Source organism: Achromobacter dolens (assembly GCF_902859745.1).
GTDB classification, from domain to species: domain Bacteria; phylum Pseudomonadota; class Gammaproteobacteria; order Burkholderiales; family Burkholderiaceae_B; genus Achromobacter; species Achromobacter dolens.
On record NZ_CADIJW010000054.1, the window covers coordinates 1 to 11,955 of the forward strand.

Annotated in this window: 16 protein-coding genes; 7 read left to right on the top strand and 9 right to left on the bottom strand. The window is 66.4% G+C overall.

Annotated features, from left to right (window positions below; all coding sequences use genetic code 11):
- Positions 1–117 precede the first annotated feature (117 nt).
- From HV783_RS25045 to HV783_RS25065, 5 genes are all read left to right on the top strand, one after another.
- Positions 118–450, top strand: coding sequence for a hypothetical protein (locus HV783_RS25045; protein WP_175190083.1), 333 nt, complete (start codon positions 118–120; stop codon positions 448–450).
- An 8-nt stretch (positions 451–458) separates the two neighbouring features.
- The gene (locus HV783_RS25050) at positions 459–710 is read left to right on the top strand and encodes a hypothetical protein (protein ID WP_144654632.1); all 252 of its coding nucleotides are present in this window, start codon (positions 459–461) and stop codon (positions 708–710) included.
- On the top strand, positions 707–1,201 hold the full coding sequence (locus HV783_RS25055) for a glycoside hydrolase family 108 protein (RefSeq protein ID WP_367646404.1): 495 nt from the start codon (positions 707–709) through the stop codon (positions 1,199–1,201). The genes HV783_RS25050 and HV783_RS25055 overlap by 4 nt, the downstream gene beginning before the upstream one ends.
- Positions 1,201–1,803 carry a hypothetical protein gene (locus HV783_RS25060; protein ID WP_175190084.1) on the top strand — a complete coding sequence of 201 codons (603 nt, stop codon included), beginning with the start codon at positions 1,201–1,203 and terminating at the stop codon, positions 1,801–1,803. The genes HV783_RS25055 and HV783_RS25060 overlap by 1 nt, the downstream gene beginning before the upstream one ends.
- A 116-nt stretch (positions 1,804–1,919) precedes the next feature.
- On the top strand, positions 1,920–2,225 hold the full coding sequence (locus HV783_RS25065; protein WP_175190085.1) for a hypothetical protein: 306 nt from the start codon (positions 1,920–1,922) through the stop codon (positions 2,223–2,225).
- A 74-nt stretch (positions 2,226–2,299) separates the two neighbouring features.
- Here HV783_RS25065 and HV783_RS25070 read toward each other — a convergent pair whose 3' ends face one another.
- The 3 genes from HV783_RS25070 to HV783_RS25080 all read right to left on the bottom strand — a co-directional run bounded on the left by HV783_RS25070 (position 2,300) and on the right by HV783_RS25080 (position 4,499).
- On the bottom strand, positions 2,300–2,593 hold the full coding sequence (locus HV783_RS25070) for an addiction module antidote protein (protein WP_116791987.1): 294 nt from the start codon (positions 2,591–2,593) through the stop codon (positions 2,300–2,302).
- Between the two features lie 73 nt (positions 2,594–2,666).
- The gene (locus tag HV783_RS25075; protein ID WP_116791988.1) at positions 2,667–2,960 is read right to left on the bottom strand and encodes a type II toxin-antitoxin system RelE/ParE family toxin; all 294 of its coding nucleotides are present in this window, start codon (positions 2,958–2,960) and stop codon (positions 2,667–2,669) included.
- A gap of 621 nt (positions 2,961–3,581) precedes the next feature.
- Positions 3,582–4,499 carry an alpha/beta fold hydrolase gene (locus HV783_RS25080; protein WP_437341330.1) on the bottom strand — a complete coding sequence of 306 codons (918 nt, stop codon included), beginning with the start codon at positions 4,497–4,499 and terminating at the stop codon, positions 3,582–3,584.
- 112 nt (positions 4,500–4,611) lie between these two features.
- On the opposite strand from HV783_RS25080, the gene HV783_RS25085 reads away from it, so the two are divergent.
- The gene (locus HV783_RS25085) at positions 4,612–5,196 is read left to right on the top strand and encodes a CGNR zinc finger domain-containing protein (RefSeq protein WP_054503308.1); all 585 of its coding nucleotides are present in this window, start codon (positions 4,612–4,614) and stop codon (positions 5,194–5,196) included.
- A gap of 134 nt (positions 5,197–5,330) precedes the next feature.
- The gene (locus tag HV783_RS25090; RefSeq protein WP_054503164.1) at positions 5,331–5,699 is read left to right on the top strand and encodes a VOC family protein; all 369 of its coding nucleotides are present in this window, start codon (positions 5,331–5,333) and stop codon (positions 5,697–5,699) included.
- A gap of 50 nt (positions 5,700–5,749) precedes the next feature.
- On the opposite strand, the gene HV783_RS25095 is transcribed toward HV783_RS25090, so the two are convergent.
- From HV783_RS25095 to HV783_RS25120, 6 genes are read right to left on the bottom strand one after another with little or no spacing between them, the layout of a single operon-like run.
- Complete coding sequence (locus HV783_RS25095; RefSeq protein WP_054503163.1) at positions 5,750–6,709, bottom strand: 2-hydroxyacid dehydrogenase; 960 nt, start codon at positions 6,707–6,709, stop codon at positions 5,750–5,752.
- A 1-nt stretch (position 6,710) separates the two neighbouring features.
- The gene (locus HV783_RS25100; RefSeq protein ID WP_231132984.1) at positions 6,711–7,412 is read right to left on the bottom strand and encodes a GntR family transcriptional regulator; all 702 of its coding nucleotides are present in this window, start codon (positions 7,410–7,412) and stop codon (positions 6,711–6,713) included.
- Positions 7,413–7,417: 5 nt separating this feature from the next.
- Positions 7,418–8,419 carry a 5-oxoprolinase subunit C family protein gene (locus tag HV783_RS25105; protein ID WP_175190087.1) on the bottom strand — a complete coding sequence of 334 codons (1,002 nt, stop codon included), beginning with the start codon at positions 8,417–8,419 and terminating at the stop codon, positions 7,418–7,420.
- On the bottom strand, positions 8,416–9,183 hold the full coding sequence (pxpB, locus tag HV783_RS25110) for a 5-oxoprolinase subunit PxpB (RefSeq protein ID WP_054503160.1): 768 nt from the start codon (positions 9,181–9,183) through the stop codon (positions 8,416–8,418). Before pxpB ends, HV783_RS25105 begins: the two co-directional genes overlap by 4 nt.
- A complete protein-coding gene (locus tag HV783_RS25115) occupies positions 9,180–10,211 on the bottom strand; it encodes an ABC transporter ATP-binding protein (protein ID WP_064526107.1) in 1,032 nt (343 codons plus the stop codon). The genes pxpB and HV783_RS25115 overlap by 4 nt, the downstream gene beginning before the upstream one ends.
- A 1-nt stretch (position 10,212) precedes the next feature.
- Positions 10,213–11,919 carry an ABC transporter permease subunit gene (locus HV783_RS25120; protein WP_081273533.1) on the bottom strand — a complete coding sequence of 569 codons (1,707 nt, stop codon included), beginning with the start codon at positions 11,917–11,919 and terminating at the stop codon, positions 10,213–10,215.
- Positions 11,920–11,955: the final 36 nt, after the last annotated feature.

Genomic DNA, 11,955 nt, shown 5'->3' on the forward strand with positions numbered 1-11,955 from the left:
TAGCGCGCTCTTGCGCTTGGCCGTCCAGCGTTTGATGTCGTCTTCCATCTTCATGCTCATCGTCAATTCCCTCGATTATGACGTGAGCAGGTTTTCACTGGGTCATTACAGTTGAGCGTGCCGCCAACGCTCGAACCAGCCAATATCGAAGACATGCCCGCGCCCGATCCTGCCGCAGATCCACCGCAGGCTGTCACCCGCTACCAATTGCGCGAAGCGATGCGGCTGACTCCGTGGCCGCGGGACGACCGGCCGGATTGGACGCCGTTCGATGCTTTCGAGGCGATGATGAATGATCCGGCCACGCCAGCGTATTACCGCCGCGCTTGGGACGAGCTGCAAACCGTCGAGCATGGCAGCGCCATGTTCAACGCGGCGGCGGACGTACTGGGAATTGACCAGGGCAAGCGGGACGACTTGTTCCGCTTCGCGGCCACGCTGAAAGCATAAAAGCAACTATGAACGAACAACGTGAAACGCAGGTCTGCCAGCAAGCGGCCGACCTTGCCGTGAAGAAGTTCTTCGCCATTCTGGGCGTGGACGTGGACGTGCCGGAACAGGTCGAAGAATTCCGTGCTGATCTGCGCTTTGGCAGAAAACTGCGCAAGGTCGCCGATCAGGGAACCGTTGCATTTATCGGTGTGGCCGCGGCCGCGCTGGCCGCTGCATTGTGGGCCGGCATCGTGTCCAACATTACAGGCGGCAAATGATGAATTTTGATACTGCATTCGATCGCCTGATCGGCCATGAAGGGGGCTACGTGAACCACCCCGACGATCCGGGCGGCGAAACCAATTGGGGCATCACGCTGCGCACCGCGCGTGAGGCCGGCTACACCGGCTCCATGCGTACCCTGACGCGCGAGCAGGCCAGGGAAATCTACCGGGCTGCCTATTGGCGCCGCGCCAAGGCCGAGCAATACGACGGCGCGATTGCGTTCCAGGTGTTCGACGCTGCCGTCAATCACGGAATCGGCCAGGCCATCCGCTTTTTGCAGCGGGCGGTGGGCGTGGCTGACGATGGGGTCGTCGGCCCGGCGACACTGGCGGCGGTGCGCGCTGTGCCCGTCGCGAATGTGCTGGCGCGCTTCAATGCGGAGCGTCTGGATTTCTACACGAAGCTCTCGACCTGGCCGGCCTTCGGCAAGGGCTGGGCGCGGCGTGTGGCGGGCAACCTGAAGTATGCGGCGGAGGATGCGTGATGGACTGGAAGGATTTGGCGGGTGTCGTCAGCAAGGCCGCGCCCGTGCTGGGCGGCATCCTGGGCGGGCCGGCGGGCGTTGCCGTGGGCGGCCTGTTGGCTACGGCGCTGGGCACCGATGCGTCGCCGGATTCCGTGTCGGCGGCCATCCTGCGAGACCCTCAGGCCGCCATAAAACTCAAGGAGCTGGAAACTAATTCCCGGGTGCAGCTTCAGCAGTTGGCAGTGACGGCCGAACAGAACCGGCTCCAGGCGGCGACAGCGCAGCACGCCTCCGAGGCGGCCGACCGCGACAGCGCCCGTCGCTTGGCCGCGCGGCAACCCAGGGATTGGGTGCGCCCGGCCGTCACTGTCCTGTTGCTGCTGGGCGCGGCGGGCATCGTCTTCTTCGTGTTCTCCGGCATGGCCGAAGGGCTGCTGCGCGATGCCACCGCCAGCCTGACCATTGGGACCGTGATCGGGTATTGGTTCAATGAACTTAAGCAGGTGCTGGCGTTCTGGTTCGGGACGACCGGGGAGACGCAACGGGCCAACGCCGAAGTGCGCCAGTTCGCCGTGTCGCCGGGCAGTGTGACGTTCCCGGATGACGCCGGGGGCCGCTGAGCGGCATTTGACGAGCATAGCCGCATTTATACGAGGCGCCTCGTTGCGATACCCGAGTCGACGGGTAATGGCATGCTTAGATCTGTGACAAGCCCTGTAGGAAGGAAGAATCACGAATGGAAGGTAGCACCGACTCAAAATTCACTCAAGCGTCCCAGGCGCCGGAGGTTGCCTATCTGCCTACCGCCGACCTGCAGCCGGTGAAGAATGCCGCGCGGCGAGGACGGCTGCCCCGCGGGGTAGCTTCGATCCGTAAACCTGCTGCTGCTGCTGCTGCTGCTGCACCAGCGGAGCGGGTTGCGCAATCAATGACTGATCCTATTGAAGCCGTACGGCAGATGTTGGCGTCGATGCAGGCATCGCTGAATTTCGCGATGGCCGTGATCGCGGAGTACGAGAAGGCTCCGCGGCGAGCGGGGTAGGGGTGGTCATCGGAGGCCGGCGCGAGAGTATCAACTCTCCGACGGATGCGCTTGGAAAATGTGCCTGTTTAGATCTAGGCCGCAGACGCATGCAGGCGCAATCCGAGCGCGCGCGCCACCTTCAGGATGGTGGAAAAGTCCGGGGCACGTTCACCAGATAATGCCTTGTATAGGCTCTCGCGCGACAGACCGGCGTCTTTCGCTACCTGGGTCATGCCTTTAGCCCGAGCAATATCGCCAAGCGCCTTTGCAATGAATGCTGCATCACCGTCACTTTCTTCGATGCAGGCGTCCAGGTAGAGCGCCATTTCTTCCGGCGTCCGCAAACGCTCCGCAATGTCGTATTCGCGTGTCTTCAGTTTGATCATGAATTGCTCCGGTCGTTGTTGGAGCGGCCTCGCTTAATGGCTCGATGTCGTCTTGCCGTCAAGCGGCGCATGCTTACAGTTGATCCGCTAATTCATAGGCAACGGCAATATCTCGCTGCTGGGTGGATTTGTCGCCGCCAACAAGCAGGACTACGATTGTTCCGTCCCTTCGTTCCGTGTAATAGACACGGTAGCCAGGTCCTACGTCGATACGCAGCTCGGAGACCCCATGCCTCAAGTTGCGATGATCGCCGGGGTTTCCATGGGCCAGTCGCTGTATGCGTGCTTGAATGCGCGCGCGGCCCGCAAGATCCTTAAGTTTTGCTTCAAAGGCATCGTAGACTTCGGTCGTCAGAATTGTCTTCATGCGATGTGATCATGGTATCTGTCCGCGAAAAGCCTAGATACGAGTTTTTATTGTAGCCTACCGGCTACAGAACGTTCAAGCTACTTGTGCCGTTTGCCATGCAATCGGTCACTCGTACACCCACAGCCTGGATCAGGCCGGCGATGCCCAGGGGCGGGCCGTCGGCCCGGGTGAACCGGGTAGCGACCGAGGTCTTGCTCCGGTACGCCATGCCACCAGTTTCCAGCGGAGACCCGCATAAAACCTAGAAATTGCGCCGGATTGTGATTCCGGTTGTCGTGGGTTCGAGTCCCATCAGTCACCCCAAAGAATTCAAATGAAATCAGGCACTTGCGCGAAAGCGGAGTGCCTTTTTTCATTTCCGGATGGTGGCAAGGCTGGCATGGGCTGCGAGGTTCTCGTGCCGCCAGGCCGGTCCCTACGAATGTCGCGGTGTGGCGCAATGGCTGGAGGGCTTCGTCGCTGAGGGGCAGTTGACAGAGCCGAGGGGCAACACGGTGCGGGAGATGTTGGGCGCAGGTCGGGTCGGCGTGCGCGAACGGGCCCGCCGCCCGGGCCGGGAAGTGAAGCGCGTTCACCAGGATGCGCGCGCGCTCGTCGAGCTATCCGCCCGTCGCAGGATCACCCCACATTCCGATCCAGGAACTCCCGGATCACCCCGCCAATCTCCGCCCCATGCGTCTCCAGCGCCAGGTGCCCCGTGTCGTAGAACCGCACGTCCGCGCCCGGGATGTCCCGCTTCCACGCCTCGGCGCCGGCGGGCAGGAAGAACGGATCGTTCCTGCCCCAGACGGCCAGCAGCGGGGGTTGGTGCTCGCGAAAATACGCCTGGAACGCCGGGTACTTTGCCACGTTCGACGCGTAGTCCAGCAGCAGGTCCAACTGCACCTCGGCGTTGCCCGGGCGGGACACCAGATAGCTTTCCAGCGCGATCGCATCGGGCGCGACCCGGGTCTTGTCGGGCACGCCTTCGAGATACTGCCATTCGATGGAAGCCGGCGTCGGGAAGTCGCGCAGCGCCTCGCGATTGGCCTGCGACGGCTCCTTCCAGTATCGCTGGATCGGCGCCCAGCCCTGGCCCAATCCTTCCTCGTAGGCGTTGCCGTTCTGCGAAATGATGGCGGTGATGCGGTCGGGATGCGCCGCCGCGAGGCGCCAGCCCACCGGCGCGCCGTAGTCGAACACCTGGATGGCGTAGCGGTCCAGCCCGAGCTGCTGGGTGAACTGGTCGATGGTCCGGGCCAGTTGGTCGAACGTGTAGGCGTACTCGCCGCGGGCGGGCGCTTCGGTGAAGCCGAAACCCGGCAGGTCCGGCGCGATGACGTGGTACTTGTCCGCCAGCATCGGAATCAGATTGCGGTACATGAACGAGGACGCGGCATAGCCGTGCAGCAGCAGCACCGTCGGCGCGTCGGGCGCGCCCGCCTCGCGGTAGAACACCTTCACGTCGCCCACCTGCTCGAAGCGGTGGCGGACCTGGAGGCGGGCTGCCTGCGTGTCGCCAGCCTGCGCCAACGCCGCCAGTCCGGCCGCGCCCATCGATGTCTTCGTGGTCATGACTAATCTCCTTGTAACCGATAAATCGGATTTAAAAGGTTACTCATGATTTTGGTAACTGGTCAATTTATTTTTTATGGGTTACATTGGACGCATGCTGGAAACCGCCAAAAACCCGAAGGCCCCGCTGTTCGTCGGAGACGACCTCGCGCTCGATTTCATCAATAGTGAATTCGGGGTGGGGGCGGCGCATCACGATTGCTTCGTCGACGACGAGGCCGTGCTGGCCTGGCTGAAGCTCGCCGGGGTGCTGCCCGAGGACGTCGGCGCCGCGCCCAAGGGGTTGAAGACGCTGGCCCTGCGGCTGCGCGACAACGCCAGGTCGCTGGTGCATGCCGCCAAGCAGGAAGGGGCCTCGGATGCCAGCGTCGTCAACCAGGTGCTCCAGGCGGGGCGCGCGTCCAAGGAACTGCGGTGGGATGACGCCAGCGCGTCGTTCAAGGTGGTGCGTCAGCGCCGTCGCGACGATGCTGCCAGCTTTCTCGAACCCGTCGCGCAGGCCGTCGTCAGGCTGCTGACCGACACGCAGCTCGAACTGGTGCGGCAATGCGAGGCGCACGACTGCACGCTGATGTTCCACGACAAGACCAAGTCGCACCGGCGCCGCTGGTGCAGCATGGCCCTGTGCGGCAACCGCATGAAAGTGGCGGCGTTCCGCTCGCGCAGGAAAGGGGAATGATCCCCGCGGAGATCTCGCGCCGGGCGCGGGCGCTTCGCCGGACGAGCGCTGCCGCCTCGCGCGTGGGCCCGAAAATCGGTCGGCCCGAACGCCTGTGACGGTATGCGCCGATGGCGACGACAACGGAGAAAAACATGTTTGATCATATCGGTTTTGGTGTCAGCGACATGGATCGGAGCCGCGAGTTTTTTCTCAAGGCGTTTGCGCCGCTCGGCGTAGGGCTGGCCATGGAGGGGCCGGCAAGCATCGGCCTGGGCAGGCAGGGCAAGCCATCGCTGTGGTTGTATGCGCAATCCCGCGTCAGCGCGCCCTTGCATATCGCCATTGCCGCCGATTCCCGGGAACAGGTGGACTTGTTCTACGCCGCGGCGCTGGCGGCCGGCGGAAAAGACAACGGTCCGCCGGGCCTGCGTCCTCACTATCATTCCAATTACTATGCGGCTTTCGTGATCGGGCCGGATGGGCACAACGTCGAAGCCGTCTGCCATCGGCCCGTGGATTGAATCCGCCGTTGGGGCGGCGATTCGGCGTCCTGCTCGGCCAGCCACGCCGCCTACAGCGGCGTCAACAACGCTTGCCCCGCATACAGCCGCCGCGCATTCTCCAGGAACTTGTCCACCATCCGTTGCATCGCCTCGGGCGACCAGCCAGCGACGTGCGGCGTCACGACCAGATTGGTGAGGTCGGCAAGCCCGGCGGGCAGCAGCGGCTCGCCTTCATAGACGTCCAGTGCCGCGCCGGCGATGGTCTGGCGGCGCAGCGCGCGTTCCAGGGCGTCGGTGTCGACGACGCTGCCGCGCGCGATGTTGATCAGGTATCCCTTCGGGCCGAGCTGCGCGAGCATGGCGTCGTTGATGAGGTGGCGGGTCGAGTCGCCGCCGGGAACGGCCACGAGCAGCACGTCGGCCCACTGCGCCAGCTCCATCACGGACGCAAAATAGCGATGCGGCGAGCCCGCGCGCGGGCCGCGGTTGTGGTAGCCGACCTGCATCTCGAAGGCCTGCGCCCGCAACGCCACCTTCTCGCCGATCCCCCCCAGGCCGATGATGCCCAGCTTCTTGCCCGACACATTGGGTGGAAGCGGCAGTTGCGTGCGCCAGGCGCCTTGTCGCGTCAGTTGGTCCAGGCGCGGAATGCCGCGGATGATGGCGATCATCATGCCCATGGCGTGGTCGGCGACACAACTGTCGTTGGTGCCCGCGCCGTTGGCGACCGGGATGCCGCGCCGCCGCGCGTGTGCCAGGTCGATTCTCTCGTGGCCGGCGCCCATGGAGTACACCAGCTTCAGGTTGGGCAAGGCGTCCATCTGGTCGGCGGTCAGGCCGATGGCGCCGATGGTCATCACCACCTCGACCCGCGGCGCATGGTCGGCGACGGCTTGGGCGTACCGCTCCGGCGTCGGGGCGAAGACGACCTCGAAATGGCGGGCGATCTGGTCCCGGTCGCCTTGCGTGACCGGATTCATGATGATGAGCAGGGGCTTGGGGCAGGGCATATCGGTGGAGCAATCCATGTCAGATCTCGGTGTGCCGCGCGACCAGGCCGATGCGCACGTTGCACAGATGCGCCTGCATCGCGGCGCGCGCGGCGTCCGGGTTGCGATCCAGGATCGCCTGCAGGATGGTCATGTGTTCTTCGCAGCCTGGAATCAGCCGCTCGGGTGCGCCGTTGCGGTCGAAGCACCGCGCCTTGATGCGCAGGTCGTGGATTGCCTGCGCCATCAGCCTGTTGCCGCTGGCCTGGGCGATGCTGTCGTGCAGCAGGTTGTCGATGCGATGGTTCTCTTCGTGGGTGGTCTGCCGCCGCCGCCGGATCTCGCTGACCTGCTCCAGCAGGGCAGCGGCTAGCTCCGGCGGCATGCGGGTGGCCGCCGCCGCCGCGGCGTCGCCTTCCAGCAGCACGCGCATCTGGAATATCTCGAGGTATTGGCGCAGCGTCGGCTCGGGCACGATCAACTGGCCGCGGGCGGTGCGCACGGCGAAGCCGGCGCCGATCAGGCGGCTCATCGCTTCGCGCAGCGGCGTGCGCGATACGCCCAGGGCGCTGGCCAGGTTGCGCTCCTGCAGGGGCTGGTTGATCGGCACCTTGCCGAGCTGGATCATGTCCAGCAGGGTCGAGTAGGCCTCGTCGACCAGGTCGCGCGCGTCCTCGGCGGGCGTCGCGGCGGTCGCCAGGGACGGGCTCGATGGGCTTTCCGTGGCGGGAAGGATGGACATGGGGATCATGGATACAGTAGGGGGAAAATGGGAAAGTTCGGATCGGCCCGCAATGCGGTCTCGCGGGCGCTGATCCAATCCGAATAGTCGCGCCAACGCCGCACGGCCTGCGCGGGTTCCAGCGCTTCGAAGCGCAGCGGCTGGCCCGGCCGCATCTGCGCCAGTCGCGGCAGGTCGGCCGAAATGACGGTCGCTATCTTGGGGTAGCCGCCGGTCGTCTGGCGGTCGTTCATGGCGATCAGGGGCTGCCCCGCGCCCGGGATCTGAATGCTGCCTGCCGCAATGGGATCGGTGATGATGTCGGCCCCCCGGGCATGCGCGATGGCGGGACCCGTCAGGCGCAGGCCCATGCGGTCCGACTGCGGGGCCAGGCGATACGTGGCGCCCAGAAACCGCGCGATTTCGCCGGGCGCGAAATGATCCTGCTGCGGACCGAGGACGACGCCAATCGGCCCGTCCCGGTAGAACCACTGGGCCTCTCGGGCCGTCAGCCAGCGCCGCGGCGACCGGCGCCGGCCCGCGCCGGTCGCCAGCAGATCGCCGCGGGCCAGCGCGCGTCCGTCCAGGCCCCCGAGCCGGGCGCGCGTCAGGGTGGAGGCGCTGCCCAGGACCGGCGTGACGGCGATGCCTCCGCCGACAGCCAGATAGCCGCGCACGCCGCGTTCCAGCGGGCCGATGGTCAAGCTGGCGCCCGCGGGCACGCGGTGCGATTGCCAAGGAGCCAGCGCGCGCGCGGGCGAAGTGCCGATCGCGCCCACGTGCAGTGCGGCGCCGCCGGCGAAGGCGATGACGCAGTCCGCGCCCAGCACCCGCAGCCGGCCGCCCAGCAGTGTGAACTCCAGCGCGGCGGCGTCGGGCGCGTTGCCGATGAGCGCGTTGGCAACGCGCAGTGCGCCCGGATCCATGGCGCCGGAAGGGGGCACGCCCATGTGCTCATGGCCGGGGCGGCCGAGGTCCTGCACCGTGGTCAGCATGCCGGGCGCTTCGACGAGCAGTCGCGCGCTCATGGGTCGACTCCGGGACCCGGTTGCGGACGATGGGCGGGATCGTCCTGCCAGGCGGCAAGGCGTTCGAACGTCGCCTCGTCGATGGGCCGGAACACGATCTCGTCGCCAGCCTCGAACAGAAAGGGGTTGGCGTGGCGCAGATCGAAGCTGCGCCACGGCGTGCGGCCGATCAGGTGCCAGCCGCTGGGGCCAGGCACCGAGGCGATGGCGGTCTGCTGGCCGCCGATGTTGATGCTGCCGGCTGGCGTATGCGCGCGCGGCATGGCCCGGCGCGGGGTGTGCAGGACGGGATCCAGGCCGCCCAGATAGGCAAAGCCAGGCAGGAATCCCACCATGTAGACGCGGTAGACCGGCGCCGTGTGGCGCGCGATGAGCTGCGCGGGGTCGAGCTGATGTTGCCGCGCGATGGCCAGCAGATCCTCGCCGTGTTCGCCGCCGTAGCAGACGGGCACCTCCCAGCGGCGCGGGACGGGCGCCGGCGCCAGCGCGCTGGCGTCCAGGCTGCGCGCGATCAGGTCGCGCACCGCGTCATGTTCGATTGCCAGCGGATCGAAGCCCACCGCCAGCGAGCGGTACGCCGGCACCACGCTCGACAGGCCGGCGGTCTTGCGCAGGCGCTGCCGCAGGACGTGCGCCAGCGCCAGCACGCGCGCGTTGGTCTCGGCGTCGATGTGGTCGGCGAATTCGACCAGCAGCGTGCTGTCGCCCGCGGCCACGATGCGCGGCGCGGCCGCGCCGCCGGAAGAAGGCGTGGCGGGCGTCATGCTGCGCTGGCGAATGCCATGGCGTCGGTCGGATGGAAGCCCCAGGTCACCGCCTGGCCAGGCGTGCGCTGGACCGTGTCCAGGTCCAGCGGCGCATAGGCCAGGATCACCTTGTCATAGGCTTCGATGAAGACTTTCCAGTGCGCGCCGCAGAAGGTCGAGGCCACCACCTTGCCGGCATGGCGCTGGTCGCCGCCCGCCAGGCGGTTGCCCAGCCGCAGGTGTTCGGGCCGCACGCCTAGCACGCCGTCGTTGGCGGGCAGAAAATTGCACTCGCCCAGGAAGCCGGCGACGAACGCGCTGGCGGGCTTGCGGTACAGGCTTTCCGGCGAGCCGGCCTCGACGATGCGGCCCTGCTCCAGGATGACGATGCGGTCCGACAGGTTCATCGCCTCTTCCTGGTCATGCGTGACGAAGACCACGGTCAGGCCCAATTCCTGGTGCAACCGGCGCAATTGGAGCTGGATCGACTGGCGCAGGTTCTTGTCCAGCGCGCCGAGCGGTTCGTCCATCAGCAGGATGTCCGGCGTGAACACCAGCGCGCGCGCCAGCGCCACGCGCTGTTGCTGCCCGCCGGAAAGCGCGCCGGGCTTGCGGTCCGCCAGGGGCGCCAGGCTCACCAGGTCCAGCGCCTCTCCCACGCGGCGGCGGATGTCGTCGTCGTTCAGGCGCCGCATGCGCAACGCAAAGGCGACGTTCTCGAATACGCTCATGTGCGGAAACAGGGCGTAGTTCTGGAACACCATGCCGATGTTGCGGTCCGCGATCGGGGTGTGCGTGACGTCGCGTCGCCCGATCGTCACGGTGCCGGCGTCCGGATGCTCGAAGCCGGCGATGATCTTGAGCAGCGTGGTCTTGCCGGAGCCGGACGCGCCCAGCAGCGTGCAGAACTCCCCGCGCGCCACGGTCAGGTCTACCTCGGGCAGGGCGACCGAGTCGCCATAGCGCTTGTGGATGCCCGCGAGCGTCAGTTCCTTGCCCTGGCTTTCCGGCGGGCGTTGCGGGAGGATGTCGTTGGCGATATGCATGTCAGAGTTCCTTCTTCCTGCCGATCAGCAGGTTGGCGAGCAGGATCAGCGCCGTTGCCCCGACCAGCAGGCAGGAGGCGGAGATCACGGTGGGATCGAAGTCGTTGGCCAGTCCTTCGAACATCAGCTTGGGGAGGGTGCGGTTGCGTATGGTGGTCAGGAAGAGCGCCATGACCACGTCGTCGAACGAACTGACGAAGGCAAAGACGGCGCCGCCGATCAGGCTCGGGATCAGCGCCGGAAGCATGACCAGCCGGAACATCGTCGGCCAGGACGCGCCCATGCCCAGCGCGGCCAGCTCCAGACTGGGGTCCAGGCTGCGCAGCGCCGCGCGCATGGTGATGTAGACATAGGGGGCGGCCAGCACCGTGTGGCCCAGGATGACGGCCATGGAATTGGCGACCCAGCCCATGGGCGCGAACAGGTAGTACAGCGCCACCGCCGTGACGATGGCCGGCACCGACATCGGCACGATGAAGAAGGCATCCAGCCAACCCTGGCGACGCTTGGCCAACCGGCTGACCCCCAGCGCGGCGGCGGTGCCCAGCGCCGTGGCAAGCAGCGTCACGACCACGGCGATCCGCGTGCTGGAGGCCAGGGCCGACAGCCATTTGCCGTCGGTGAAGAAGTTCTCGTACCAGCGCAGGCCGTAGCTGGGCGGCGGGAAAATCGGGAAATCCGTGGTGCCAAAGCTCATCGGGATGACCACGATGATGGGCAGCAGCAGGAACATCGCGCACGCCACGCCCAGAAGGGCCGACACCCGTCCGCCCGGCGTGCGGCGATATCCCGTGTGGTTGCTGCCCTTGCCGGAACTGGCGCTGATCAGGTTGTTCAGGCCGAACAGCCGGTTGAACAACCACAGCGACAGCAGCACCGTGGCGAGCAGCACGCCCGCCAGGGCCGAGGCCAGCCCCCAGTTGAGTTCTTCGGTGATGTTGTGCGAAATCAGTTCCGCCGCCATGCGCTGGGCCGGCCCGCCCATCAGCGACGGCGTGATGTAGTAGCCCACCGCGTTCATGAAGACGATGATGCCGCCGGCGACCGCGCCGGGGCTGGTCAGCGGCAGGATGACCTTGCTGAAGATACCCGCGGAGCCGGCGCCCAGGCCTTGCGCGGCCTGCACCAGGCTGCCGTCCAGGGACCGGAACGAGGCATACAGCGGCAGCACCACGAAGGGCATCAGCACGTGCGTCATGCCCACCATCACGCCGGTGAAGTTGTAGAGGAACGCCATGGGCTGGTCGAGGATGCCCACCGTCGTCAACAGGGTGTTCAACGGGCCGTTCTTGCCCAGCAGCGCGATCCATGCCGAAGTGCGCACCAGCGCGCTGGACCAGAAGGGCAGCAGCACCGCGAAGAACAGTACGCGCGCCACCGTGGGCGATACGGTCGCCATCAGGTAGGCCAGCGGGTAGCTCAGCACCACGCATGCCAGCGTGACCGCGGCGGCGATCGTGAATGTGTTGACCAGCACGATGCGGTAGATCGGCGTGTCCAGCAGGTGGCGGTAGTGCGCCAGCGTCAGGCCGCCATCTTCGCCCTTGAAGCCGTTGCCGAGCAGCCCCGCGATCGGGCCGGCGAAGAACAGCAGCAGGAACAGCAACAGCGGCAGCGCGGCGAGGGCCGCGACGCGGCCGCGCCGCGATGCCGCGCCAGGGCGGCGTCTGGCGACAGGCAGGGGGAGGGCTTCGGTGCTCGTAGTCATGGCTTCGGGACGCCGGCGCGCGCGCCGGCGTCGGGG

Bases quoted from the DNA above. Each gene is read 5' to 3' on its own strand.
- HV783_RS25080 (WP_437341330.1), bottom strand. From the start codon at position 4,499: ATGGGCGCGGCCGGACTGGCGGCGTTGGCGCAGGCTGGCGACACGCAG.
- HV783_RS25055 (WP_367646404.1), top strand. From the start codon at position 707: ATGATGAATTTTGATACTGCATTCGATCGCCTGATCGGCCATGAAGGG.
- HV783_RS25120 (WP_081273533.1), bottom strand. From the start codon at position 11,919: ATGACTACGAGCACCGAAGCCCTCCCCCTGCCTGTCGCCAGACGCCGC.
- HV783_RS25115 (WP_064526107.1), bottom strand. From the start codon at position 10,211: ATGCATATCGCCAACGACATCCTCCCGCAACGCCCGCCGGAAAGCCAG.
- HV783_RS25090 (WP_054503164.1), top strand. From the start codon at position 5,331: ATGTTTGATCATATCGGTTTTGGTGTCAGCGACATGGATCGGAGCCGC.
- HV783_RS25075 (WP_116791988.1), bottom strand. From the start codon at position 2,960: ATGAAGACAATTCTGACGACCGAAGTCTACGATGCCTTTGAAGCAAAA.
- HV783_RS25085 (WP_054503308.1), top strand. From the start codon at position 4,612: ATGCTGGAAACCGCCAAAAACCCGAAGGCCCCGCTGTTCGTCGGAGAC.
- pxpB (WP_054503160.1), bottom strand. From the start codon at position 9,183: ATGACGCCCGCCACGCCTTCTTCCGGCGGCGCGGCCGCGCCGCGCATC.
- HV783_RS25050 (WP_144654632.1), top strand. From the start codon at position 459: ATGAACGAACAACGTGAAACGCAGGTCTGCCAGCAAGCGGCCGACCTT.
- HV783_RS25095 (WP_054503163.1), bottom strand. From the start codon at position 6,709: ATGGATTGCTCCACCGATATGCCCTGCCCCAAGCCCCTGCTCATCATC.
- HV783_RS25100 (WP_231132984.1), bottom strand. From the start codon at position 7,412: ATGTCCATCCTTCCCGCCACGGAAAGCCCATCGAGCCCGTCCCTGGCG.
- HV783_RS25105 (WP_175190087.1), bottom strand. From the start codon at position 8,419: ATGAGCGCGCGACTGCTCGTCGAAGCGCCCGGCATGCTGACCACGGTG.
- HV783_RS25070 (WP_116791987.1), bottom strand. From the start codon at position 2,593: ATGATCAAACTGAAGACACGCGAATACGACATTGCGGAGCGTTTGCGG.
- HV783_RS25065 (WP_175190085.1), top strand. From the start codon at position 1,920: ATGGAAGGTAGCACCGACTCAAAATTCACTCAAGCGTCCCAGGCGCCG.
- HV783_RS25060 (WP_175190084.1), top strand. From the start codon at position 1,201: ATGGACTGGAAGGATTTGGCGGGTGTCGTCAGCAAGGCCGCGCCCGTG.